The 21,818-nt window shown below is 42.2% G+C and carries 23 protein-coding genes and 1 other annotated feature; of the genes, 2 read left to right on the top strand and 21 right to left on the bottom strand.

Going from position 1 to position 21,818, the window contains the following annotated elements:
* Positions 1 to 73 precede the first annotated feature (73 nt).
* From I2F76_RS00365 to typA, 12 genes are all read right to left on the bottom strand, one after another.
* Positions 74 to 901, bottom strand: coding sequence for a DivIVA domain-containing protein (locus I2F76_RS00365; RefSeq protein ID WP_024055399.1), 828 nt, complete (start codon positions 899 to 901; stop codon positions 74 to 76).
* A gap of 9 nt (positions 902 to 910) precedes the next feature.
* Entirely contained in the window at positions 911 to 1,702 is a 792-nt protein-coding gene (locus I2F76_RS00360) for an RNA-binding protein (RefSeq protein ID WP_195487005.1), read from the bottom strand.
* A 6-nt stretch (positions 1,703 to 1,708) separates the two neighbouring features.
* Positions 1,709 to 1,972 (bottom strand): YggT family protein, encoded by a 264-nt coding sequence (locus I2F76_RS00355; RefSeq protein ID WP_195487004.1) that lies wholly within the window; start codon positions 1,970 to 1,972, stop codon positions 1,709 to 1,711.
* A gap of 1 nt (position 1,973) precedes the next feature.
* Positions 1,974 to 2,603 carry a cell division protein SepF gene (locus tag I2F76_RS00350; RefSeq protein WP_195487003.1) on the bottom strand — a complete coding sequence of 210 codons (630 nt, stop codon included), beginning with the start codon at positions 2,601 to 2,603 and terminating at the stop codon, positions 1,974 to 1,976.
* A 9-nt stretch (positions 2,604 to 2,612) separates the two neighbouring features.
* Positions 2,613 to 3,281, bottom strand: coding sequence for a YggS family pyridoxal phosphate-dependent enzyme (locus I2F76_RS00345; protein ID WP_195487002.1), 669 nt, complete (start codon positions 3,279 to 3,281; stop codon positions 2,613 to 2,615).
* 2 nt (positions 3,282 to 3,283) lie between these two features.
* On the bottom strand, positions 3,284 to 4,549 hold the full coding sequence (gene ftsZ / locus I2F76_RS00340; RefSeq protein ID WP_003005955.1) for a cell division protein FtsZ: 1,266 nt from the start codon (positions 4,547 to 4,549) through the stop codon (positions 3,284 to 3,286).
* Positions 4,550 to 4,564: 15 nt separating this feature from the next.
* Complete coding sequence (gene ftsA / locus I2F76_RS00335) at positions 4,565 to 5,953, bottom strand: cell division protein FtsA (protein WP_070589620.1); 1,389 nt, start codon at positions 5,951 to 5,953, stop codon at positions 4,565 to 4,567.
* 133 nt (positions 5,954 to 6,086) lie between these two features.
* Complete coding sequence (locus tag I2F76_RS00330) at positions 6,087 to 7,310, bottom strand: cell division protein FtsQ/DivIB (RefSeq protein ID WP_070589622.1); 1,224 nt, start codon at positions 7,308 to 7,310, stop codon at positions 6,087 to 6,089.
* Complete coding sequence (locus I2F76_RS00325) at positions 7,294 to 8,376, bottom strand: UDP-N-acetylglucosamine--N-acetylmuramyl-(pentapeptide) pyrophosphoryl-undecaprenol N-acetylglucosamine transferase (protein ID WP_070589624.1); 1,083 nt, start codon at positions 8,374 to 8,376, stop codon at positions 7,294 to 7,296. The genes I2F76_RS00330 and I2F76_RS00325 overlap by 17 nt, the downstream gene beginning before the upstream one ends.
* A gap of 1 nt (position 8,377) precedes the next feature.
* Positions 8,378 to 9,727, bottom strand: coding sequence for a UDP-N-acetylmuramoyl-L-alanine--D-glutamate ligase (gene murD / locus I2F76_RS00320; protein WP_195487001.1), 1,350 nt, complete (start codon positions 9,725 to 9,727; stop codon positions 8,378 to 8,380).
* A gap of 90 nt (positions 9,728 to 9,817) precedes the next feature.
* Positions 9,818 to 10,066, bottom strand: a complete 249-nt coding sequence (locus I2F76_RS00315; protein WP_195487000.1) for a DUF3165 family protein — start codon at positions 10,064 to 10,066, stop codon at positions 9,818 to 9,820.
* Between the two features lie 23 nt (positions 10,067 to 10,089).
* The gene (gene typA / locus I2F76_RS00310) at positions 10,090 to 11,937 is read right to left on the bottom strand and encodes a translational GTPase TypA (protein WP_003017941.1); all 1,848 of its coding nucleotides are present in this window, start codon (positions 11,935 to 11,937) and stop codon (positions 10,090 to 10,092) included.
* A gap of 178 nt (positions 11,938 to 12,115) precedes the next feature.
* On the opposite strand from typA, the gene I2F76_RS00305 reads away from it, so the two are divergent.
* A complete protein-coding gene (locus I2F76_RS00305) occupies positions 12,116 to 12,841 on the top strand; it encodes a 16S rRNA pseudouridine(516) synthase (RefSeq protein ID WP_195486999.1) in 726 nt (241 codons plus the stop codon).
* 44 nt (positions 12,842 to 12,885) lie between these two features.
* Here the strand turns inward: I2F76_RS00305 and I2F76_RS00300 are convergent, their stop codons facing one another.
* Together I2F76_RS00300 and I2F76_RS00295 are read right to left on the bottom strand one after the other, a co-directional pair.
* Positions 12,886 to 13,269 carry a rhodanese-like domain-containing protein gene (locus tag I2F76_RS00300; protein WP_195486998.1) on the bottom strand — a complete coding sequence of 128 codons (384 nt, stop codon included), beginning with the start codon at positions 13,267 to 13,269 and terminating at the stop codon, positions 12,886 to 12,888.
* Entirely contained in the window at positions 13,269 to 13,487 is a 219-nt protein-coding gene (locus I2F76_RS00295; RefSeq protein ID WP_003017930.1) for a YqgQ family protein, read from the bottom strand. The genes I2F76_RS00300 and I2F76_RS00295 overlap by 1 nt, the downstream gene beginning before the upstream one ends.
* A gap of 87 nt (positions 13,488 to 13,574) precedes the next feature.
* On the opposite strand from I2F76_RS00295, the gene I2F76_RS00290 reads away from it, so the two are divergent.
* Positions 13,575 to 14,234: a prepilin peptidase gene (locus I2F76_RS00290; RefSeq protein ID WP_195486997.1), complete on the top strand. Its 660-nt coding sequence runs from the start codon at positions 13,575 to 13,577 to the stop codon at positions 14,232 to 14,234.
* Positions 14,235 to 14,240: 6 nt separating this feature from the next.
* Here the strand turns inward: I2F76_RS00290 and trpB are convergent, their stop codons facing one another.
* From trpB to msrB, 7 genes are all read right to left on the bottom strand, one after another.
* Positions 14,241 to 15,428 carry a tryptophan synthase subunit beta gene (gene trpB / locus I2F76_RS00285; protein WP_195486996.1) on the bottom strand — a complete coding sequence of 396 codons (1,188 nt, stop codon included), beginning with the start codon at positions 15,426 to 15,428 and terminating at the stop codon, positions 14,241 to 14,243.
* Positions 15,429 to 15,550: 122 nt separating this feature from the next.
* Positions 15,551 to 15,791 (bottom strand) — a binding site (T-box leader).
* Between the two features lie 62 nt (positions 15,792 to 15,853).
* Positions 15,854 to 16,381: a VanZ family protein gene (locus tag I2F76_RS00280; RefSeq protein WP_195486995.1), complete on the bottom strand. Its 528-nt coding sequence runs from the start codon at positions 16,379 to 16,381 to the stop codon at positions 15,854 to 15,856.
* On the bottom strand, positions 16,368 to 17,456 hold the full coding sequence (gene rlmN, locus I2F76_RS00275; RefSeq protein WP_003005918.1) for a 23S rRNA (adenine(2503)-C(2))-methyltransferase RlmN: 1,089 nt from the start codon (positions 17,454 to 17,456) through the stop codon (positions 16,368 to 16,370). Before rlmN ends, I2F76_RS00280 begins: the two co-directional genes overlap by 14 nt.
* Positions 17,457 to 17,462: 6 nt before the next feature.
* Entirely contained in the window at positions 17,463 to 18,038 is a 576-nt protein-coding gene (locus I2F76_RS00270) for a YutD family protein (RefSeq protein WP_049483935.1), read from the bottom strand.
* Between the two features lie 147 nt (positions 18,039 to 18,185).
* Positions 18,186 to 19,898 carry a cache domain-containing sensor histidine kinase gene (locus I2F76_RS00265; RefSeq protein ID WP_195486994.1) on the bottom strand — a complete coding sequence of 571 codons (1,713 nt, stop codon included), beginning with the start codon at positions 19,896 to 19,898 and terminating at the stop codon, positions 18,186 to 18,188.
* Complete coding sequence (locus tag I2F76_RS00260; protein WP_195487221.1) at positions 19,895 to 20,629, bottom strand: response regulator transcription factor; 735 nt, start codon at positions 20,627 to 20,629, stop codon at positions 19,895 to 19,897. The genes I2F76_RS00265 and I2F76_RS00260 overlap by 4 nt, the downstream gene beginning before the upstream one ends.
* A 58-nt stretch (positions 20,630 to 20,687) precedes the next feature.
* On the bottom strand, positions 20,688 to 21,809 hold the full coding sequence (gene msrB / locus I2F76_RS00255) for a peptide-methionine (R)-S-oxide reductase MsrB (protein WP_195486993.1): 1,122 nt from the start codon (positions 21,807 to 21,809) through the stop codon (positions 20,688 to 20,690).
* Between the last annotated feature and the right edge of the window lie 9 nt (positions 21,810 to 21,818).

The raw sequence follows: 21,818 nt of genomic DNA, 5'->3' as shown, positions 1-21,818 counted from the left end.
TTAAGAGGGAGTGCAGATCTTCCACCATCATCTGCTCGCTAGACCTATCATTAATGGACCTGTTTTTACAAAATTATAAAATATTGACAGATTCACGATTTGCATCATCTTCTGGTTGAACAGTTTCTTCAACCTCAACGACTTCCTCATTTTCATGACGAGCGTGCTCTGCTTCTTCTAAAGCGGATTGAACTTTTTCATTCAAACCTTCAAACGCTTGTGTTGCACCCAATTCTAAATTAGCAGCTTCGATGCGTTTTTGCAATTCTTCGATTTCAGCTGGAGAGAATTGACGAGTCAAATCAATGTTATCATCTTCTGCATGATGATGGTGAACTGATTCACCCAAAGCTTTCTCCACAATTTCACGGAAAGCTTCATCACTTGTTTGAATGTACATAGCTGTTGGACGAAGAATTTCATCCCATTCAGGTGTATCGATAATGCTCAATTGGCTTTCGATGGTTGATTTCAAACGTTGATGGAAGACGCGTGTCTTGTTCTTCAACTCCTCTGTTTCAACGGCAACCTTCTTGGCGTTATCCGTTGCATGACGAAGGATTTCATTTGCTTTTTGTTTTGCTTCATCTACTAAATGTTGTGCATCTTGTTCAGCTTGACGAACAATATTTTCAGAACGTTCGTTAGCTGCTTGTTTTACACGTTCAGCAGTATCTTGTGCAATCAAAACAGACTGACTCAATGAATCTTTCATTTCATCAAAATAGTTTAAGCGTTCTTCAAGAGCATGAATTTTTGCTTCTTGATCATGATTTAAACGAACAAGATCTTCATAATCGCGAACAACGATATCTAGAAATTCTTCTACTTCGTTCGCATCATATCCTCTAAATTTAACGCCAAAAGTTTTATCTTTAATTTCTAAAGCAGTAAGAGCCATAACTCCTCCTCATTTTTTACTCAAGAGTACTTCAACAGTTACTTTATATTTTCCACTCTTTGAAATACCATTTTCAGAAACAATTTTAAGACGCCCAAAGCGTCGAACACTGACTAAATCATTCAAACCTACAGCATAGCTAACATTGGAAGTTGTCGCATAATTAACTTTCACCAAGCCTGAACTAATCAACTGACTGGCTTGTGAGCGCGAAAGCCTGAAGGTCCCAGCAATCACCTTGTCTAACCGGAAACTCGACACGAGAATATCTCGCTGCTGGCTTTCTTCCTCTACAACAATCTGTTCAGATAGAGGAACTTCCCTAAGCTTAACAGGGACACGAGAAATTTTCTGGATGTGATCTATGAAATAGGGAACAAAACGCTGTTCAACAAATACTTGGATCTTTCCTTCACTCGTTAGAATATCTCCAAAAGACTTGCGCTCCACTCCTAATTGGTGAACAATGGTCCCCAGAACCTGGGAATGGGTCAAGTGATGAAATTTGGAAGCATAGGCCATCTCTATTAAGGCCAGATCAAAGTCACTTGGATCCAATTGATAATAATCCGGAGCCACAATGACCTTGGCATACTCCATTTTCTGCTCATCACTGGAAGCAAAGACCTGTAATTGATAACTTGCCGCAACATTTCGTAAAATAGCGACCTGATGAGGGTTTAAAAAACCCGTCACTTCAACAGAATAGCGTTCAATTACTCTTTCTGACAATTCAATACAACGATCAATAAATTCGTGATCTTCGCGATTGAAATGTTGATAAATCTCTTTCTGTCCCATCGTATTCTAACCAATCAAAAATAGAAACAACCGAGCTAATAGCTGATTCATTAGGTTCAAGACCAAAAGTGCTACAAGAACCGTAAAATCCAAGCCTCCAACCTGCAAGGGTAACTTTCTAAAAAGGCTCAAAAATGGTTCAACTAGGCGGTGAACCATTTTTCCAAGAGTACTCTGAGGTGCCCCAGGGAACCAAGAAAGTAAGGCATAGATGACAAGAATGATGGAATAGATTTGAATGATATTTGAAAGATACTGAAAAATAATCATCTTAGCGATTACGTTTCATATCATAGTCGAATTCTGTCACTTCCACATCATTAGGAAGGCGAATATCTTCCACATTAACGACTACATTAATTGGAGTCAACAAGTACATGGTGCTTGCAACACGGCGAAGATTTCCTGCCAAAACATAACGAGCCCCATCCAAATAATCCAAACAACGACGTGCTTGTACTTCTGTCATATATTGGAAGTCAATCAAGATACTCTCATTAGATAGTAATAGATCAACAATTTCAGTCGCTTCCTCGTATTTACGGGGATAGCGTACATCAATGGTAATCTTTTCATCTGTATTCGCACGATTAGCAGCCAATTCACGTTGACGTTCATGCAAGCGAGTAATATTTTCAGATGTATTTTTCGTTGTTGAAACAGGTTCCTTCACTGCCGCTGTAGACACTGGAGTCGTAACAGGTGCGACAGGAGTCGGTTTTGGTTTTACTGGTTCTCTTTGACTAATCTGTGGACGTGGAGATGTCACTTGAGGAGTCGGCTGTGGCTGTGGAACTGGTTGTGTTTCCGCCCCAGCTGCTTTTGCCTCGCGAACTTCTACTTCTTCACCGTCTTCTGTGAAGTAGTCAATAAAGTTGTTAAATTTATCTTTTAATGACATAGTTCTTTCCTATTTAAAAAATGATGTCCCAATTCTAACATAAGTCGCTCCGTTCGCAATGGCTACTTCAAAGTCACGACTCATACCCATACTTAGTTCTGAAAAAGGCATATTTTTTAATTGTTTCTTTTCTAGTTGTTTCTGAAGTTGGTGAGTTTTTGAAAAAATATCCTGCAACTCTTCTTGACTAGCCTCAAAAGGAGCCATCGTCATTAAACCAACAATTTCAATTTTGTCCAGCTGTGCGATTTCCGATAAAACATCATCCAGTTCATCGGGTGCAAATCCATGCTTACTTTCTTCACCAGAAATGTTCACTTGGAGGAAACACTTGATCGGGTGTTCTGCTCGCTTTTGAATTTCTTGAGCCAGCTTCACCGAATCCAAGGCATGAAAGTAATCGACGAGATTGATCACGTCTTTTACTTTCCGCCGTTGGAGGCTCCCAATCAAGTGCCAAGTGAGGTCATACTCTTTAAGAGCTTGATACTTTTCTAGAAATTTATCGACACGATTTTCACCGATATGTTGGATACCTGTTTTTACCAGTGCTTCTGTTGTGGTAACATCCACATACTTGGTGACAGCTATCACATTAACTTGATCTTGACGGTTAGCTTTGTTTCTTGCTGTTTCTACTTGTTGCCGAACAAGATCAGCATTCTCTACCAGATTCATGATTAACGATTCCGGAAGAATGGTGGTGTTTCCAATTCATCATCATCTGAAGATGAATCTACGTAACGATCAACTTGATGTGTTGATGTTGGTTCAGTTTGGCGAACGATATTCTCACGACGAATATCCCAATCACCAAAGGCTGAGCCACGGTTTGGTTCTACCGCTGGACGACTTGGAGTTGTTGGCAATTCAACATCTTGTTTCAAATCAAATTCACGGTCAAATGGTGCAGCTTGTGGGCGTTGTTCACGTGGTCCTGTTTTATAAGGACGTTGTGAGGAAGCAATTCCGCTAACGCGTTCTACCTTGTCTTGACGGACACCAGTTGCAACAACCGTCACACGGATTTCATCTTTAAGAGATTCATCAATAGATGTACCCAACCAGATGTTCACTCCGTGACCTGCAGCTTGGTTCACAATTTCTGAAGCTTCTTCAGCTTCGATCAATGTCATATCCAAACCACCTGTTACGTTGACGATCACGTCTTCTGCACCATCAATTGTAGTTTCAAGAAGTGGAGAGTAAATGGCTTTACGAGCCGCTTCGATAACGCGTTCTTCACCGCTACCAACACCAATACCCATGAGGGCATTCCCTTTGTTTTCCATAACAGTCTTCACGTCTGCAAAGTCAAGGTTGATCAATCCAGGACTTGTGATCAAGTCAGTGATCCCTTGAACACCTTGACGAAGAACGTTGTCAGCTTCACTCAACGCTTCAAGAAGCGGTGTCTTCTTGTCCACAATTTCAAGCAAGTTGTTATTAGAAATAATCAACAATGTATCTACATGTTCGCGAAGTTCATTAATCCCTTCAATAGCGAAGTTCCCACGTTTTGAACCTTCAAACCCGAATGGACGAGTAACAACTGCTACTGTCAAAGCACCAACTGCTTTAGCAATACGAGCGATGACTGGTGCAGCACCTGTACCAGATCCTCCACCCATCCCTGCAGTGATGAAGACCATGTCTGCACCTTGCAAAGCTTCTGTTAACACTTCTTCGCTTTCTTCAGCTGCCTTGCGACCAACTTCAGGTTGACCTCCAGCACCCAATCCACGAGTCAATTTTGGACCCAATTGGATAACTGTTTCAGCTTTTGCACTTGAAAGTGCTTGAACATCTGTATTAGCTGCGATGAATTCTACACCGGCAACGCCTTCGTCAATCATACGATTGATGGCGTTACCGCCACCGCCACCGACACCGATTACTTTAATTACTGCACCTTGTGCCGCTGCTGTGTCAAATGAAAATGTCATAAATACTTACACTCCTTAATCAAACATATTACCGATCAAATTTTTCATTCGGTCTGTGAATGTAGTTTTTGGTTCTTGTTTGCTATCATTACTTGCTGCTGGAATTTCTTGAGCATCCACTGGAGATTCAATCTTCTCAGCATTGTACGCAGGTACTACCGGTTGTGCTGGAGCAGCAGGTTGTGGTTGTACTTGTGGTTGCACAGGTCGATCAAATTGAATCGGTTGTTGACGCAAGACTTCGTCTCCACGAACCGCAGCTTGAGCAATAATATCCACATCTGTCAAATTGCCTGCATATTCAGACAAACTAATCACATGGGCAAAAGCTGGATTGCGAATTCCAATTTGATTTGGAACAAACAATTTCACATTTACACCAAAGACTTCTTGAGCCAATTCTTCAACACCAGGAAGGATTGCGCCTCCACCGATAATCACAACACCACCAGGAAGATCCAACAAATGTCTTCTCTCAAGGTCTTGCTTAATTTGCTCAAAGATGTGTTTGATACGTGCCGAAATGATTTCAGCCAAATACTTCTCAGTCACTTCAACTGGCTCAACTTCACCAATAACTTCTACATGGAATACTTCGTTTCCAGCAGATGGCACATAGGCTTCACCGTAGTTGAACTTCAAACCTTCTGCCAATTTTTGAGAAGTCTTCAAAACTTTAGAAATATCTTTGGTCACGTAATCGCCACCTTCTTGGTAGATATTTGTAAATTGAAGTTCTTGGCTACGAACAGATGCCACTGTGGTTTGGCCACCACCCATATCAATCACTGTTGCTCCGAATTCACGTTCGCCTTCGTTCAAGACTGTTTTGATCATCGCAAGTGGGGAAATGATGATGTTTTCTACTTGTAAGCCTGCACGTTCAACTGTTTTACGCAAATTGTGCAAGATTGTACGAGGTCCTGTATAAAGAAGACCACGCATTTCAAGTCGGATCCCCATCATTCCGCGTGGATCACGGATTCCTTGGAAACCATCTACTGTGAATTCTTCAGGAATGAAGGTGATCACTTCACGATCCGGTGTCATACTTTTTGTGAGTGCAGATTTGACAACATTTTCAACATCTGCATCTGTGATTTCTTTTGAATCACTTGTGACTGGAATCATTCCTTGAGTCGCTTCGATTTGTAGTAAGTTTGCAGGCAACCCAACATTGACTAGATTGATTGAAATCCCTGCTTTTTCTTCAGCTTGGCTGATTGCAGTTTTAATTGCATTTGAAGCAGCTTCGATATCTACTATAATTCCATCTTTGACGCCAGCACTTTTTGCATTGCTGACTCCAATTACATTCATTTCTCCATTGACATGTTCTGCCACCAATACTTTTATTGAACTAGTACCGATATCTAAACCTGTAAAAAAGCCGTCTCTAGCCATTACACCAGTCCTCTCTCTTTATTTGTTTTCACTTTACATCTATTTATAGCCCTTTTAGTTGGAACTATCCAAACTTCATTATATCACAAAGAAGCCTAAAATGGACATTTTTTCTTCAATTATTTGAGATAATTTATGGGCTTTGCTCATTACCAGAAGAATTTTCGCCTTCTGGATTCTGTTCTTGGCTGGCTTCCTCAGAATGTTCTTCTTGCTTTTCTGTACTTTCAGCCTTTTCTTTTTCAGCTTGCTCTTTGGCATCTGCGATGGATTGTTCGCTATAGCTGAAGACTCCAGCCTCCATATCAATGGTGGAATCATCGTCTAATTGCTTACTAATGGCCTTATAATAAGGAAGCTTGCGGGTAATTTGGGAAACAGGGACCAAGATTTTATTATCATTTTTCATGGTAATGGTCACTAGATCCTTCGTAACCTTGCTTGGTGTCAGATCAACCGAAACAATTTTATCCGTAATGGAAGGCGAAATGGATTTCATTTCTTGGACGAATTGTCTGACTAATTCCCTATCTGAGAATTTCAAGCTAATATAGGAGGATGGTAAGTCCGAAGCAGGCGTTACTGTCTCAACTACTTCTCCGTTTTCCAATACTGGATAGTGGTCTTCTCCCGTCACATAATAAGCAACCACTTTGTGTTCCACTACATTAACTTTAAAGGTCACTGGAAATTGATAATGCATGTGCACTTCTTTGATCCATGGACTAGCTGTTTTTATGTTTTGTTCATAGACCGACTTATGAAGGAAGGTCGTCAGAGTATAATCTTCTTCTTTAATACGGCTTTTTTCATACAATTTTTGCTGGTCAACCGCTTTATTCCCTGAAAATTCAATCACTTTCTGTGTAGACAAGGGACTTAAAAAATAGATCGAGAGAAGGGCGACAATCGAGCTGATTCCGATAACCGGAAGGGCACGATAGATATGGCGTTTTGCCACTGTCGGTTCCTTCTTTGTTTTTTTCGTCTTTAAGCGTTCAAAAAACGAAGGCTTTTTCTCTTGCTTCTCTGAAGGATCTAGCTCCTCTACAGCCGGACCGTTCTCTTCTCTTTCTGAACTTTCTCCATCCGCATCTGGATCCTCTTCGACCTCAGATTCATTTTCCTCTTCAGAATCTTCTATTTCTTCTTCAGATTCTTCCTCTGAGATAGAAGCCGATTCATTTTCTGAAAGATCTTCGTCTTCTTGTGCTTCTTTGCTTTCAGTTTCCTCTGTTTCAGCTTCTTCCGCTTTTTCAAGCGCCTTTTTTTCTAAATATTCTTTGTTTCTTTTTTGCCAGGCTGACAATTCTGTAATTTTGTCATCCGTTGGTGTTTTTTTATTGTCGTCCGTCATCTTTTCCCTTACTGATATCTTTTTGAAGCAGGCCATAAAAATCGTCTAGTGAAAGGAGTTCTGTCGATTTTTCCATTGCTTGGTGGTAAACTTGGCTTTGCTTCAACATTTCTTGAATGGTTTCATTAAAGGTTTCGAGGGTCAATTGATCTTCCTGCAATTGCTCTGCATAACCTTTATCCACAAAATATTGGGCATTTTCAATCTGATCGCCACGACTGGCTTCTTTTCCAAGCGGCACAATCAAATGGAGTTTGTTCATAGCCAAGAGTTCAAATAAGGTATTGGCTCCACCCCTAGTCACCACTAAATCAGCCTTCTGGAGCATAGGCAAATACTGATCGGTTACATAATCCACTCGATACAAGCCCCCCTCAGCCTGATTCAATGTTGAATCGCCCGTCAAATTGATGATATTGTAGTGCTGCAAGAGCTCTGCTTGATACTCTGTCACAAATTCATTAAAGACACGCGCACCGGCTGATCCTCCGACAAAGAGAAGGGTCGGCAACTCTTTTCGGAAACCTTTTGTTTTTTCTTCTAAAACTTCTGAAGTCGGCGGAATATGATCTGTGACTTTGGTTACCGCACCGATATGTTCACTCTTTGTCAAACCATGTGCTTGCTCAAAAGTCGTGTACATCTTGGTAGCAAATTTATAAGCAATTTTATTGGCCAATCCCATCGAGAGATCCGACTCATGGATATAGACAGGAACACGAGTGAGACGAGCCGCGATCACTGGTGGCACCGAGACAAATCCCCCTTTTGAGAAGAGAACTTGTGGACGCACACGGAGCAGAATCGCTATGGATTGGAGTGTTCCCCAAGCTACCTTGAAAACATCCATCATATTTTGGAAAGAGAAATAGCGTCGCAATTTCCCTGTTGCAATCGAATGGAATCGTACCTCTAATCCAGACTTTTTGATCTCTTGGTATTCGATTCCTTTTTTGTCCCCAATATAATGAACTTCCCATCCATCTTCGATAAATTTTGGAATCAAGAGGAGATTAAGGGTCACATGTCCCACGGTTCCCCCACCAGTAAACATTATTTTTTTCATTTTATTTCAACCCTTTTACTGTAGCAAGGAATTCATCCCCACGCACTTCAAAATTCGGATACATATCCCAGCTGGCATTGGCAGGACTTAAGAGCACAACATCTCCAGGGCTAGCCAAGTCGAAGGCTTTCTTTGCAGCATCTGCCACATCTGTCGCATCGACATAAGGGACGCCTGCTTTATCGGCTGCGCGTTTCACTCGTGGAGCTGATTCCCCGAGAATCACCATTTCCTTTAGACCAGCAATGTGGGGTACCAATTCATCAAATTCATTGCCACGATCGAGCCCTCCTGCAATCAAGATAACCTTGCTGTTATCAAAACCAGAAAGGGCTTTTTGTGTTGCTAAAATATTGGTCGATTTACTATCATTATAGAATTTGACACCTTGAATCTCATCCACATATTGAAGACGGTGTTTCACTCCTCCAAAGGCCGACAAGGTTTCTTTAATGACCTCATTCTCCACACCTCGGACTTTTGCAACAGCAATCGTTGCCAAGGCATTCTCTACATTGTGACTACCTGGAACGCCCAGTTCATCTGCACGCATGACAGCTTCTCCCTTAAACTTGAGAAGTCCATCTTCCAAATAAGCCCCATCCACTTTTTCAACCGTTGAAAATGGAAGGACCCTTGCCTTGGTTTTTGTAGCGAGTTCCTTGGCTAGGTCTTGGTTGAAGTTCAAGACAATGACATCTTTTTCTGTCATATTCTTTTGAAGATTCCATTTGGCAGCTACATAATTTTCAAAAGAACCATGATAGTCGATATGGGTCGGCATGAGGTTGGTAATCACTGCAATCTCTGGATGGAAGGCTTCAATTCCCATCAATTGGAAAGAAGACAATTCCATGACCAGAACATCCTTTTCTGTTGCTGTTTGTGCAACTTGACTAGCTGGAAAACCGATATTCCCAGACAATAAACCACCTTGGCCGGCAGCCGTCAAGACTTCCCCGATCATGGTTGTTGTCGTCGTTTTTCCGTTTGATCCTGTAATCCCAATAATTGGCGCATCCGAAATCAGATAAGCCAATTCCACTTCAGTGAGGACGGGAATGCCTTTTTCAAGCGCTTTTTCAACCATTGGATTGGAATAAGGGATTCCTGGATTTTTGACCATGACTGCAAAGTCTTCATCCAACAATTCCAGAGGGTGGCCTCCTGTCACAACTTTAATCCCTTCTTCCAGTAAACTTTGTGCTGCTGGATTTTCTTCAAAAGGTTTGCCATCATTGACGGTCACAATCGCTCCTAAGCGATCCAACAAACGGGCAGCTGACTCGCCTGACTTAGCCAAACCTAATACAAGAACCTTTTTATTTTCAAATTGTTTCACAAATTTCATGATTTCTTCGCTCCATTTTTATCACTCTCTATTTTACCTTTTTTTAGCAAAATTAAAAAGCCCAAAGGGCTTTAAAAATCAGGTCAGCGTTTATTTTTTCTGTTTGGTCGTCATTTTGGAAATATCTACCAAAGCCAGGTAGCCAACAAAGGCGAGAAAGGCACCGACAAAAAACTCAGACGATAATTGGAATATCTGAAAAATGGCGAGACAAGTCAGTACGATAATGGAGACGATCAAGACCACCATTGTGACACTGTTCAAGGTACCACGAATACTTTTTGGGGTCATAAAAAGGTAAAAAAGGAGAATCAAAATCCCTAAGATAAAATAGACCATTTTGTTTCTCCTTTCTTTCCGTATTATTCAGCAGCTGCTGATTTTTTCTTTTTATTTGCTTTTTCGCGTTCTGCTTTGTTCAAGATTTGTTTCCGCAAGCGGATAGATTCCGGTGTTACTTCCATGTACTCATCGTCGTTCAAGAACTCAAGAGATTCTTCCAAGGTCAAGATACGAGGAGTCTTGATAACCGCTGTTTGGTCCTTAGTAGCTGAACGAACGTTGGTCATTTGTTTTGCTTTCGTAATGTTTACGGTCAAGTCGTTCTCACGAGAGTTTTCCCCGATGATCATTCCTTCGTAAACTTCTGTACCTGGATTGACAAAGATCGTACCACGTTCTTCGATAGACATAATAGAGTAAGTGGTTGCTTTTCCGTTATCGATTGAAACAAGAGCACCACGGTGGCGTCCACCGATTTCTCCTGGAATCACTGGCAAGTATTGATCAAAGGTGTGGTTCATGATTCCGTAACCACGTGTCATTGACAAGAACTCAGTTGAGTACCCAATCAACCCACGCGCTGGAACAAGGAAGACCAAACGAGTTTGACCGTTACCAGTTGAGATCATATCCAACATTTCACCTTTACGTTCAGAAAGACTTTGGATAACAGATCCTTGGTATTCTTCTGGTGTATCGATTTGCACGCGTTCAAACGGTTCGCATTTGACACCATCAATTTCTTTGATGATAACTTCTGGACGAGATACTTGCAATTCGTATCCTTCACGACGCATGGTTTCGATCAAGATAGACAAGTGCAATTCCCCACGACCTGAAACTGTCCATTTATCAGGTGAATCAGTTGGGTCAACACGAAGAGAGACGTCGGTTTGCAATTCCGCTTGCAAACGTTCTTCGACTTTACGAGAGGTTACCCATTTTCCTTCGCGACCAGCAAATGGTGAGTTGTTGACCAAGAAGGTCATTTGAAGCGTTGGTTCATCGATGTGAAGGATTGGAAGAGCTTCAACTGCGTCTGTCGGTGTGATCGTTTCTCCAACGAAGATATCTTCCATACCAGAGATAGCGATCAAGTCACCCGCTTTAGCTTCTTGAATTTCACGACGTTCCAAACCAAAGAATCCAAAGAGTTTGGTAACACGGAAGTTCTTAGTCGTTCCATCCAATTTAGAAAGGGTTACTTGGTCCCCAACTTTTACAGTACCACGGAAGACACGTCCGATACCGATACGTCCAACGAAGTCGTTGTAATCAAGCAGGGATACTTGGAATTGAAGAGGCTCATCTGAGTTATCAACTGGAGCTGGGATGTGATCAATGATGGTATCAAAGATCGGTGCCATTGTGTGCTCTTGATCAGCTGGATCATCTGAAAGTGAAGAGGTTCCGTTGATCGCTGATGCATAAACAACTGGGAATTCCAATTGGTCATCATCCGCACCTAATTCGATGAAGAGTTCCAAGACTTCGTCTACAACTTCTTCTGGACGAGCAGATGGTTTATCGATTTTATTGACAACAACGATCGGAACAAGATCTTGTTCCAAGGCTTTTTTCAATACGAAACGAGTCTGAGGCATGGTTCCTTCGTAAGCATCTACGACCAATACAACCCCATCGACCATTTTCATGATCCGTTCCACTTCTCCACCGAAGTCCGCGTGTCCTGGTGTGTCCATGATATTGATTCGAGTTCCGTTATAAGCAACGGCTGTATTTTTAGCAAGAATGGTAATCCCACGTTCTTTTTCAAGATCGTTTGAGTCCATTGCACGTTCTTGCAATTCTTTACGTTCATCCAAGGTGTGCGATTGTTTCAACAATTCGTCTACCAAGGTTGTTTTACCATGGTCAACGTGGGCAATGATCGCAACGTTACGAATATCTTCTCTTAATTTTGTCATGATTTCCTCTATAAAATTTTAAATAATATTTCTAACTGAACAATTATACCACAGTCCTATCTAAAAAACACAGTTCAGCTAGTTGTAAATGTTTTCATCTTCATTTCTTTTCTCCGACTCGATTTCCTTTTCTTTTCATGATACACTGATGATAAGAATTTCAGAAAAAGAGGCTCCCATGAGATTAGATCAATTGATGGCAGACCATCAGTACGCTCGCAAAGACATCAAACAACTTCTGGCCCGAAGGCAAATCTTGGTCGATCACCTACCAGCTCAAAAGCTATCCCAAAACATCGACCCTGGACTCCAACAGATTCAAATCGGGGAACGAATCATTCAAAAACCACGTCACCACTACTACATGCTCCATAAACCAATCGGAGCCGTGACCGCCAAAAGAGACGCCCACCATCCAACGGTGATCGAGCTAGTGGATCCCCAGCAAGAGTACCCCGACCTCTATCCGCTTGGTCGCCTCGATCGCGACACCAGTGGTCTGCTCCTCATCACAGATAATGGTCCCTTAGGCTTTCAACTGCTCCATCCTCAATACCATGTGGATAAAACTTATCAAGTTGAAGTCAATGGACCGCTCTATGCAGCCCACATCGAGCAATTTCAGAATGGGATTTCATTCAAAGATGGCCCTATCTGCAAGCCCGCCTCCTTGACCATTCTAGAAAGTAACCCCAGCTACAGCAAGGCCCAGGTCCGGATCTCAGAAGGAAAATACCACCAAGTGAAAAAGATGTTTTTAGCCATAGGGGTCAAAGTAATGACCTTAAAACGCTTGTCTTTTGGTCCCTTCACCTTGGATCCTCAGTTAGCCCCTGGAGAAAGCAGGCCTTTAAATGAGGTGGAGCTCACATGGGTCAAAGACTACCTTGAAAAAACGAGATAAAAAAGCTCTAACCACACACTTTGTGCAGTTAGAGCTCTTTTTTATTAGGCGTCTTTTTTCACTTTCCCATTCCAAGAATCGAGACCATAAGACAAGACATAAATGTCTGTATAGCCCTGTTTCTTAAGGTAGAGAGCCGCATTGGTTACACGCGAACTACGGCTATTTTCATAGAGCAAAATTGGTTTGTCTTTGCGCAAGGCTGCAAGACTCAACTTCAACTGAGTAGAAGGAATGTTGCGTGCTCCTAAAATATGCTTGGCATGAAACTCAGCTGGCTCTCGCAAGTCAATCAACTGCCCTTTACGAATCAGCTCTTCAAAGGTTGCATTGTCCACAAATTTAGCAGCTTTACGGATGCGGAAATAATTAAACCCCATCCATCCAAATGCTCCTAAAATAGCCAACCAAACAATGATATTTCCCATCACTCTACCTCACTCTTTTTCAAAAATTCTAATTCTTGCTTGTGTTCTCTTCTTAAAACGGTATCGGCTTCTAAATAATCGAGCCGCTCCATCAGGCCTGCATCATAAAGACGTTGAAGCTCAATTTTCATCAATTCGATGTCATAGAGGCGCTTCCCTACGTAAATGATGATTCCAAAACGTTTTAAAAATTGTTGAACATCATACAGGTTTTTCATGTTCATTATTGTATCAAATTTAGAAAGGCTTTACAAGATTTTCAAGCAAATGATGAAATTTTCCGATTGCTTTACGAATAAATAAGTATGATCAACTTTTATTTTTTTACCATCGGTACTTGTATCGCCTCTTTTTTGGGGCTCGTTGTAGACCGTTTCCCAAACCAATCTATTCTCGCTCCTCGCAGTCATTGTGATCACTGCCAGCACGTCCTTGGCGTTTGGGATCTCATCCCCATTATCTCGCAACTACTCCATCGTTTTCGCTGCCACTATTGTCATCAGACCTACCCATTTTGGTACTGCCTTTTTGAGGTCTGGAGTGGCCTGCTCTTTTTGGCCTGTGCCAATGGTTTTCTTTCTCTGCCTCACCTTCTAACACTACTGGGAGCCGCCGTTTTAGCCATCTATGACCTTCGCTTTATGGAATACCCCTTGGTCATCTGGTGCTGTCTTCATGTCCTGGTCCTCTTTTTATCCGGTAGTAATCTCCTCATGCTGGTCTTTTTACTCCTTGCGATCGGAGCTCATTTTTTCTTTATCGGAATGGGAGCAGGAGATTTTCTCTTACTCGCCACCTTTTCGCTAAGCTTTTCTTCTACCCAGATCCTCATTCTCATTCAGATCGCATCCATCTTAGGCATTCTCGTCTTTGCTCTCAAAAAAGATAGAGACCTGATTCCCTTTGTTCCCTGTCTCTTTCTCAGTTATCACGCTTTACTGCTTTATACAATGTTTTGCAGATAAGATTGCTTATTTTGTAGCCTTCGCTTCTAGATAATCAGCGATGGCAGCTACGTCCTTGTCCCCACGTCCGGAAACATTGATGATGATGATCTTGTCTTTATCCAATTGTGGAGCACGTTTGACAGCTTCCGCAATCGCGTGTGAGCTTTCAATGGCTGGGAGGATCCCTTCTGTCTTACTGAGAAGAAGAAGAGCTTCTACTGCTTCATCATCTGTCGCCGCTACATATTCAACACGACCAGAATCTTTAAAGAAAGCATGCTCTGGACCAACCCCTGGGTAGTCCAAACCAGCAGAAATCGAGTAAACTGGCGCTACTTTTCCATCTTCGCCAAAAACAGCATATGTCTTCATACCATCGACAACTCCTACAGTCCCTTTGGTCATGGTAGCGGCGTGCTGATCGGTATCCAAGCCATGACCAGCTGCTTCTACCCCAATCAAGCCGACTTCCTCTTCTGCGACATATTCAGAAAAGGCACCGATGGCATTGGAGCCACCACCAACACAGGCAATCACATAGTCTGGCAAACGACCTTCTTTTTCCAAAATTTGACGTTTAGACTCTTCACTGATCACTTTTTGGAATTCATGCACAATGGTTGGGTAAGGGTGAGGGCCAACAGCAGAACCCAAAACATAAAAAGCATCAAGGTCTGCCATCCATGCTCCAAAAGCAGCATCAACGGCGTCTTTCAAGGTCTTGGTTCCTGTTTCAACCGCATGAACGGTTGCCCCCATCATTTCCATGCGGAAGACATTGAGACGTTGACGCTCCACGTCTTCTGCCCCCATGTAGACATCACAAGCCATACCAAATTTAGCTGCCGCAGCTGCTGTAGCGACACCGTGTTGACCTGCTCCTGTTTCAGCAATCACGCGCGTTTTGCCCATGCGCTTAGCCAATAGGATTTGCCCCAAGACGTTATTCAATTTGTGCGAACCTAGGTGATTCAAGTCTTCGCGCTTCAAATAAATTTTTGCCCCACCTAAATGCTCTGTTAAACTTTCTGCAAAGTAGAGTGGTGTTTCGCGTCCAGAATAGTCTTTCAGATAATGTTTGTATTCTGCGATAAATTCTGGGTCATTTTTATACTGTTCAAAGGTTGCCTCTAATTGATTGAGCAAGTTTTGAATGGGTTCTGGTACGAAAGATCCACCAAATTGTCCGAAATAGCCTTTTGTTTCTGTCATGATTGTGTCCTCTTTTCTATATCTTCAATCCTGTTTATGATCTTTTTTCTCTCGCTGGTCCTTTGAGCTGCAGTCTCACTGGATTCCTTTGAGATACAAAAAACCTCACACAGAAAAATCTGTGTGAGGACGATTCGATACCGCGGTGCCACCTCCATTGTAGGAAGATAGTCTTTCTCCTACATCTCTGACCTGTCTAACAACAGGGTGCACGATAAGGTGTGCTCACCGAATTTTTATTGTTTCAAATTCATCATCATAAACGCATCAGCCCATTTCAAGATTCACCACTGCTTGTTCACAATCACCACAAGCTCCCTGGAAGTGAGAAAAAACTCTACTTTTCTGATGCCTTGAAGCTATTATAGCTCCCGCTTCTGATTTTGTCAACAAAAATTTTAAAAAGGCGCTAAAATGTTCGGATTTTATATTTTTCCATCTTCTGCTAGCAATCGCGCTTGGAGATACTGAAAGCTTAGATAAGCCAAGTAAGCCCCTAAGGTATTGGTCCACAAATCATCTAGCTCAAAGACACGATTGGCATCAAACAAAAGATCTAAGAGCACTTGGCTAGATTCAATCCACAAGCTCATGGCAAAGCCGAAGAACAAGACCCGTTTGCGACTCCTCAACCAGGGCCATAGCCAGAGAAGTTGAAAGACCAGCGGGCTTAACAAAAAGACATTGGCTACGTTTTGGAGAATAACCTTAATGAGTTGGATGACACTGGTGATCTGGCCAAAATTCATCAACGAATTAAGTGGAACCAGTAGGACGACGATGCGACCAAAATGTTGAATTCCCGGTGTTTCCATACCCGGCTCTGGCTGTTGAGGCAAAAAGCACATCAGGCTCAAGAGGATAAAATAGAAGAAGCTGCCACTCTGTAACAGCCTTCTTCCTCTCTTTATTAGTTCTGTTTGATCCATCAGCCCTTGTTTAAGGTTGCGCATGTTCAACAATCGCTTTCTCCCGATCCCGTTTCATGGTATTTGAACGCAATTGACCACAGGCAGCATCAATATCTGTACCGTGCTCTTGACGCACCACACAGTTGACACCTTGTTTTTTCAAGGTATCATAGAAGGCCATAACCCGTTCTTTTGGACTCCGGCTATATTGGTCATGCTCACTGACAGGATTGTAAGGAATCAAGTTAACATAAGACAATTTCTTGATATTCTTGAGCAATTCTGCCAACTCTAAGGCTTGCTCGACCCCATCATTGACTTCATTGAGCATGATATACTCAAAGGTCACCCGACGGTTCGTAGTCTCAATATAGTATTCAATCGCTGCAAACAATTTTTCAATTGGGAAAGCTCGGTTGATTTTCATAATGCTAGAGCGCAAGTCATTGTTTGGTGCATGAAGAGACACTGCCAAATTGACCTGCACACCTTCATTTGCAAAATCACGAATTTTATGAGCCAAACCAGAAGTAGACACGGTAATATGACGAGCACCAATCGCTAATCCCTTGTCATCGTTGACCGTCCGGATAAATTTCAAGACATTGTTATAGTTGTCAAATGGTTCTCCAATCCCCATGACAACGATATGGCTGACTCGTTCATCTTGGCCACGTTCGTCAAAGTATTTTTGGACCAACATGATTTGAGACACGATTTCACCATTGTTCAAATCGCGTTGTTTTTTGATCAAACCAGAAGCACAGAAGGTACAACCGATATTGCATCCTACCTGAGTTGTTACACAGACAGATAAACCATAGTGCTGACGCATCAAGACGGTTTCAATCAACATGCCGTCTGGCAATTCAAAAAGATACTTAACCGTTCCATCTGCTGACTCTTGCACGATCCGTTGCTTGAGTGGGTTGACGACAAACTGATCATTCAACTTCGCAATCAAATCTTTGGATAGATTGGTCATTTCTTCGAAGGACTGGACGCGTTTGCGATAGAGCCATTCCCAGATTTGTGCTGCACGGAATTTCTTTTCGCCGTTTTCTTCCGCCCAATCAATCATATCCTGGCGTGTTAAACTATAAATGGATGGTTTCATTCTTTCTTACTCCTCTTTTTGTCGAATCACAAAATGACGTTTGTTGTCTGTCTTCGTTGTCTTTTTAGTCTCAGCAGACGGTCTTGTTTTTTTCGAGTTTTTGGCTGGTTGTCCCTTGTCGCGTTCTCGTTTTTGGAAACGATCTTTTTGTTTGCGATTGCGCGAACGCTTCTTAGGCTCTCTTTCTTCTGATTGAGCTTTTTTGACCGGTGATTTCTTATCAAAGGAAGCACGATGAGGTTCCTTATTTTCAAGGACAAAATAAGCACAACCATAGCTACAATATTCTAACAAATAATCGTCTAAGCGACTTAGTTTATCCATCGTTGCAACATCGCGCTCTTCCTTATAAAAGCCACGCAAGCGCAACTGCTCATTGCTCCAATCACCAACAATGTAATCAAACTTGGTTAAAATCTCAGAAAATCGCTGACCAAAAACGGTCGCATCAAATGCTTCCTTCTCATTTTTTAACAACTCAAAAGAGAGGTTTTCTGAAAGGATCTGGTCTCCTACCTGACGAAACACAGGTCCAGGAAATTTATTGTAATTATATAATTCAGGGTCAATCTCTTTTCGCATAGTGTTCCTTCATCAAAATCTATTTACTGTAACACTTTATTTTATCATAAATTTGATGACTTGCGTCAGATTTGACTAGAAAAGAGTTGAAATTCAACATTGAAAGTTTCCAAAAGGAAAAAGAGACAAAGAAGGCAATCTTTGTCTCTATACATGTTCATCAGATGATGAAAGGGGTAAAAATAGAGTAATTTTGGTATAGCTATTGGCCTTAGAATCGATCTCCATATGATAGGCTTCGCCAAATTGAAGACGCAATCGTTGGTCCACATTTTTCAAGCCAACACCTCCTAAACGAAGAAGGGTTTGGGCTGTTGATTCTGATCGGTCAAACCCTCGTCCATTGTCAAAAATCGATACGCAAGCGTAGTCTCCACTGACTTCAGTTGTCACTCGAATGAGACCAGGCCGATCGATCTCCTTAATACCATGGTAAATCGCATTTTCCACTAAGGGTTGAAGCACTAATTTGGGGAGCTGATAGTCGCTCAACCGTTTATCTTCTAGAATTTCATAGTTGAGCTTTTCTCCATAACGTTGCTTCTGAATGAAAAGATACTGGCGGACATGGTCAATTTCATCTCTCAGCAGGATTTGTTCCTGGCCTTGGTTGAGAGCCAGTCGAAAATATTGAGCCAAAGATTTGGTGATGTCAACCACGCGCCGACTATCATTAAACTCTGCCATCCAGACAATCGTATCCAAGGTATTGTAGAGAAAATGCGGATTAATCTGAGCCGAAAGTGCCCGCAGCTCGTAACGCCGTGCGTTCTGCTCCTCCTCCTTTACCTGTTGCATGAGATGATCGATTTGATCCAACATGGCATTAAAAGCTTGAGCGAGGTCCACCAATTCTGGAGATCCTTTGGCTACAGCCCTCACGTGAGCTTCTCCTGCTCCAATCCTCAAAATGATGGTCTGAAGGTCTCGTAAGGGTTTGATCCACAAACGCAGAACAAAGCCAAGCCCTATTAAACACATGATCAAGGCCAGTAATCCTAGACCAATGAAAGAGTATAGGAGTTGCGACTGAAGCATCTGAAGTCCTTCAAGTGATGCTACTCCAATCAAGGTCCAATCACTATCTGGAATCGGAACCTGATAGATAAAACTCTGTCCTCCTTTAGCATAGCCATCTGTCACAGCAATATAGGGCTGCATGGCCTGCATCTCTTGGCTGGAGGAATAGACCGCTTTTTTAGGATGGTAGACAAACTCATGCTTTTGATTAATGATAAAACTAAAGCCTTGTTTCCCTAGCTGAAGGTGATCCAAATAAGCCTGTAAGCTATCGTAGCCAATATCCAAACGTACTACTCCGAGATTTTGACCAGTCTGATCGACTACTTCTTGGGTAATAGAAACCACCCATTTTTCTTTTTCCGAGGTCAAGGATTCCTTTCGAGCTGGCGTCAAAACTGGCATGGCTCTTTCCTTAATCGCCTCTTGATACCAGCTTTCATTCATCATGTCTGAGGAAGTCTGCATGCTGATTTTGGAATCTGTCGCTACCAGACGTCCATCCTTGGTCACCAAGACCGCAGAGACCAAGTCCGGATCCGTTTCAATCATCGTTCGCATCAAGTGCTGAACCGTTTCTTGATCCGCACTCCTATCTTGGGCAAATTGTTGAACAGCCTGTTCCTTGCTAAGCACCGTTGTGGTCTGCTTTAATTTTTTTAGATAAGACGTAATAAACTGACTACTTTGGTCGATACTATTTCTTGTCGTCCGCTCCGTTAGCTGGCGAATCGTCCCTGAACTCGTTTGATAGTAAAGGCTACCGATGAGACCAAAAAGTAAGAGAATGAAGAGAAAAAAGTAGAGGACCAGCTGAATCAGCAAGGGATATCGTTTCATTCATGCTCTCCTTTTTTGTACTGCCTTGGCGTCACCCCAACAACCTGCTTAAAGCGTTGAGAAAAATAGTTCATATCTTCAAAACCAACCTGATCTGCAATCTCATAAATCTTTAAATCTGTCGTGAGAAGCAAGAGTTGAGCCTTCTTCATTCGCTCTTGGATGAGGTATTCTTGGAAAGGAAGTCCCAATTTTTTCTTGATCAATACACTTAGATAAGAGGAACTGAAGCCAAGTTGATAGGCCAAATCCTTCAGGGTTAACTGCGAATCTGCTAAACGAGCATGAATGGCTTCTTCCAACTCTGTCGAATAACCATGGCTGACCAAATCTTCGACTTGCGCCTTCTTTCGCTCTTTGTCTAGCTTTCCTTTCACCTTGGCTAACATCTCTTCAATATCATCTTTTGAAAAAGGCTTCAGCAAATAATCATCCGCACCTAACTTGATGGCTTTTCTCGCAAACTCAAAGTCATCATAACCTGTCAAAAAAATGATATGACAAGATGGTGATTGCTCTTTAACGAGATGGGCCAGATCCAAGCCATTCATTTGTGGCATGTTGATATCGGTTAGAAGGATATCGGCTGGTTGCTCTTGAAACTTCTCCCAGGCCTCACGGCCATTTTCTGCCTGGTTGATGACGGTCATTCCAAACTGTTCATAATCCACTAAGGAAGTCAGTCCCTGCCGGATAAGCTCTTCATCTTCCACAATCATGATCGCATACATGTCTTTCACCTACTTGTCTTTGCTATACTTATTATAGCAAATTATGGTTCCAAATGTCTCAGACGTAGTCCAATAAATAACCGTAGCCCTTTTCTTTCATTTCTGCTTTGGGAATGAAGGTAATAGACAAACTATTGATGCAATAGCGAAGGCCGCCTTTTTCCTTGGGACCATCGGTAAAAACATGGCCCAGATGAGAATTTCCTACACGGCTCCGAACTTCTGTCCGAGTCATATTGAAACTCTTATCCTCCTTATAGATGGCCACATCAGGACTAATAGGCCGACTGAAACTTGGCCAACCACAACCAGAATCAAATTTATCCTTAGAGGAAAAGAGCGGCTCACCGGTCACGACATCTACATAAATACCGGCATCAAACTGATCCCAGTAACGATTGGAGAAGGCCCGTTCGGTATCATTTTTTTGTGTCACCGCATACTCTTCAGGAGATAACTTCTTTTTGATTTCCTCATCGCTTGGCTTAGAGTAGCGACTAGCATCAATAACAGGATAAGAAGCCTGATTGACATCGATATGGCAGTACCCATTCGGATGTTTCTTTAGATAATCCTGGTGGTAGTCCTCAGCCTTGATGAAATTGGTCAGTGGCTCTTTTTCCACTGCTAACGGTTTGTCGTATTTTTTTGCTTCTTCTTCAAAGACTTGATTAATGGTTGGAAGGTCTTCTTGGGAAACATAATAGACACCTGTTCGGTATTGTGTTCCTTGATCATTTCCTTGTCGATTCTTCGACGTTGGGTCGATAATCCGGAAATAATGCAGGAGCAATTCTTTCAGAGATACCTTCTTGACATTGTAGGTGATGTGAACTGTTTCGGCATGGCCTGTTTGAGGGACTAATTCATACTTGGTCGTTTCTCCCTTTCCATTGGCATAGCCTGATACAGCATCAATCACACCTGGAACACGGGAGAAATATTCCTCTACGCCCCAGAAGCAACCACCAGCTAGATAGATTTCTCGTTGGTCTTCTGGATTGACTTTTTCTTCCTTCTTTTTGTTTGCTACTGGTGTCTGACTCATGGACGCTTTTTTGATCTGCTCAGTCGTCGCACCTGATGTATCCAAAGCCATGGATCCTTTGATAAGGAAAAAGATTCCAAAACAAAATAGCCCCACTAAAAGAATGGAAATGAGTTTCCATTTTGTTTCCATTTTATGTCC

This window comes from Streptococcus parasanguinis, from assembly GCF_015557775.1.
GTDB lineage: Bacteria > Bacillota > Bacilli > Lactobacillales > Streptococcaceae > Streptococcus > Streptococcus parasanguinis_AA.
This window is presented reverse-complemented; position numbering and strand designations above follow the sequence as displayed.

Coding starts and splice junctions, on each gene's coding strand:
- rlmN (WP_003005918.1), bottom strand. CDS start 17,456: ATGAAACCATCCATTTATAGTTTAACACGCCAGGATATGATTGATTGG.
- ftsA (WP_070589620.1), bottom strand. CDS start 5,953: ATGGCTAGAGACGGCTTTTTTACAGGTTTAGATATCGGTACTAGTTCA.
- I2F76_RS00290 (WP_195486997.1), top strand. CDS start 13,575: ATGATCAACTTTTATTTTTTTACCATCGGTACTTGTATCGCCTCTTTT.
- ftsZ (WP_003005955.1), bottom strand. CDS start 4,549: ATGACATTTTCATTTGACACAGCAGCGGCACAAGGTGCAGTAATTAAA.
- I2F76_RS00345 (WP_195487002.1), bottom strand. CDS start 3,281: ATGAATCTGGTAGAGAATGCTGATCTTGTTCGGCAACAAGTAGAAACA.
- typA (WP_003017941.1), bottom strand. CDS start 11,937: ATGACAAAATTAAGAGAAGATATTCGTAACGTTGCGATCATTGCCCAC.
- I2F76_RS00350 (WP_195487003.1), bottom strand. CDS start 2,603: ATGTCATTAAAAGATAAATTTAACAACTTTATTGACTACTTCACAGAA.
- I2F76_RS00330 (WP_070589622.1), bottom strand. CDS start 7,310: ATGACGGACGACAATAAAAAAACACCAACGGATGACAAAATTACAGAA.
- I2F76_RS00360 (WP_195487005.1), bottom strand. CDS start 1,702: ATGGGACAGAAAGAGATTTATCAACATTTCAATCGCGAAGATCACGAA.
- I2F76_RS00365 (WP_024055399.1), bottom strand. CDS start 901: ATGGCTCTTACTGCTTTAGAAATTAAAGATAAAACTTTTGGCGTTAAA.
- I2F76_RS00260 (WP_195487221.1), bottom strand. CDS start 20,629: ATGTATGCGATCATGATTGTGGAAGATGAAGAGCTTATCCGGCAGGGA.
- I2F76_RS00300 (WP_195486998.1), bottom strand. CDS start 13,269: ATGGGAAATATCATTGTTTGGTTGGCTATTTTAGGAGCATTTGGATGG.
- msrB (WP_195486993.1), bottom strand. CDS start 21,809: ATGGAAACAAAATGGAAACTCATTTCCATTCTTTTAGTGGGGCTATTT.
- I2F76_RS00355 (WP_195487004.1), bottom strand. CDS start 1,972: ATGATTATTTTTCAGTATCTTTCAAATATCATTCAAATCTATTCCATC.
- I2F76_RS00265 (WP_195486994.1), bottom strand. CDS start 19,898: ATGAAACGATATCCCTTGCTGATTCAGCTGGTCCTCTACTTTTTTCTC.
- trpB (WP_195486996.1), bottom strand. CDS start 15,428: ATGACAGAAACAAAAGGCTATTTCGGACAATTTGGTGGATCTTTCGTA.
- I2F76_RS00305 (WP_195486999.1), top strand. CDS start 12,116: ATGAGATTAGATCAATTGATGGCAGACCATCAGTACGCTCGCAAAGAC.
- I2F76_RS00295 (WP_003017930.1), bottom strand. CDS start 13,487: ATGAAAAACCTGTATGATGTTCAACAATTTTTAAAACGTTTTGGAATC.
- murD (WP_195487001.1), bottom strand. CDS start 9,727: ATGAAATTTGTGAAACAATTTGAAAATAAAAAGGTTCTTGTATTAGGT.
- I2F76_RS00280 (WP_195486995.1), bottom strand. CDS start 16,381: ATGCGCAACCTTAAACAAGGGCTGATGGATCAAACAGAACTAATAAAG.
- I2F76_RS00315 (WP_195487000.1), bottom strand. CDS start 10,066: ATGGTCTATTTTATCTTAGGGATTTTGATTCTCCTTTTTTACCTTTTT.
- I2F76_RS00270 (WP_049483935.1), bottom strand. CDS start 18,038: ATGCGAAAAGAGATTGACCCTGAATTATATAATTACAATAAATTTCCT.
- I2F76_RS00325 (WP_070589624.1), bottom strand. CDS start 8,376: ATGAAAAAAATAATGTTTACTGGTGGGGGAACCGTGGGACATGTGACC.